This window comes from Streptomyces sp. NPDC086080, from assembly GCF_044540255.1.
GTDB lineage: Bacteria > Actinomycetota > Actinomycetes > Streptomycetales > Streptomycetaceae > Streptomyces.
In genome coordinates, this window is record NZ_JBITRU010000115.1 from 1 (window position 1) to 1259 (window position 1259).

At 68.0% G+C, this 1259-nt stretch carries 2 protein-coding genes; both read left to right on the forward strand.

Annotated features, from left to right (window positions below):
• Nucleotides 1–58: 58 nt before the first annotated feature.
• The gene (locus tag ACIF9R_RS38330) at nucleotides 59–928 is read left to right on the forward strand and encodes an IS5 family transposase (RefSeq protein WP_399987751.1); all 870 of its coding nucleotides are present in this window, start codon (nucleotides 59–61) and stop codon (nucleotides 926–928) included.
• Nucleotides 929–995: 67 nt separating this feature from the next.
• Nucleotides 996–1259, forward strand: a 264-nt coding sequence (locus ACIF9R_RS38335; RefSeq protein WP_399987753.1) for a hypothetical protein, incomplete at its 3' end; no start/stop codon positions are given.

The following is a 1259-nucleotide window of genomic DNA, read 5'->3' on the forward strand; positions in this document are numbered from 1 at the left end:
CTAGGCCGTGTTTTGGAACTGAGCTCTTGAACACGCCTCAGGCCGTGATGATCTCGGTGTGGGGCGTGGGGACCTTTCGGATGATCAGTGGTTGGTGCTGGAGCCGTTGCTGCCGACGGCGGGGGTGGGACGTCCGGCTCGCAACCAGCGGCGGTTGATCAACGGGGTGCGGTGGCGGGTGCGGACCGGTGTGCCGTGGCGGGATCTGCCGGCTGAGTACGGGCACTGGCAGACCGTGTACGGGTTGTTCAGGCGCTGGCAGCGTGAGGGTGTGTGGGCCCGGATTCTGACCGCGTTGCAGGCCCGGGCCGATGCGGCTGGCCTGATCACCTGGGAGGTGAACGTGGACTCCACGGTCTGCCGGGCTCATCAGCACGCCGCCGGGGCCCGCAGGGACGGAGCCGGGCAGAAGGAACCACCGGGCGGAACGGTGACTGAGCCCGACGATCACGGGCTGGGCCGGTCCCGGGGCGGGTTCTCCACGAAGGTCCACCTGGCGTGCGAACAGGGACAGAAGCCATTGTCGGTGTTGATCACAGCAGGTCAGCGGGGCGACAGCCCGCAGTTCGAACCGGTCCTGGAAGCGATCCGGGTCCCGCGCGCCGGTAGCGGGCGTCCTCGGGTGCGTCCTTTGCGAGTACGGGGTGACAAGGCGTATTCGTCGCGCGCCAACCGGGCCTATCTACGCCGCCGCGGGATCCGGTGCACGATCCCCGAGCCGGCCGACCAGATCCGAAACCGCAAGCGCCGCGGCACTGCCGGAGGTCGTCCGCCTGCCTTCGACCGGGAGGATTACAAGGCTCGGCATGCGGTCGAGTGCGGGATCAGCCGCCTCAAGCAGCACCGGGCGGTGGCCACCCGGTATGACAAGCTCGCTGTCCGGTTCGAGGCAGCGGTGCTGATCGCGGCGATCCACCAGTGGCTGTGAGCCGCTTGAAGGCAGCCGTGCCATGCTGACGCCGGAAACCTGACAGCACCCGGTGGGGAGAGGCCCAATGGCCGCCAGGTACTACTGCGCAGACAGCGAGAACGGCGACCACATCGACGACCCGTCCGAGGACGCGTTGTTCGAGCTGCTCAGCGAACTCAACGACACGGACAACACATTCGTCGTGATCCAGCCCGACCAGGACGATCCCGCGTGGTTCGCCTCCGTCGCCGTCCTGGACGAGGGCGGCTACGAGATCGTCCGTCGCGACACCACGCGCCGCGAACATCACGTGACCAACGAGATCGACACCGGCCGGATCGCGGGCGAC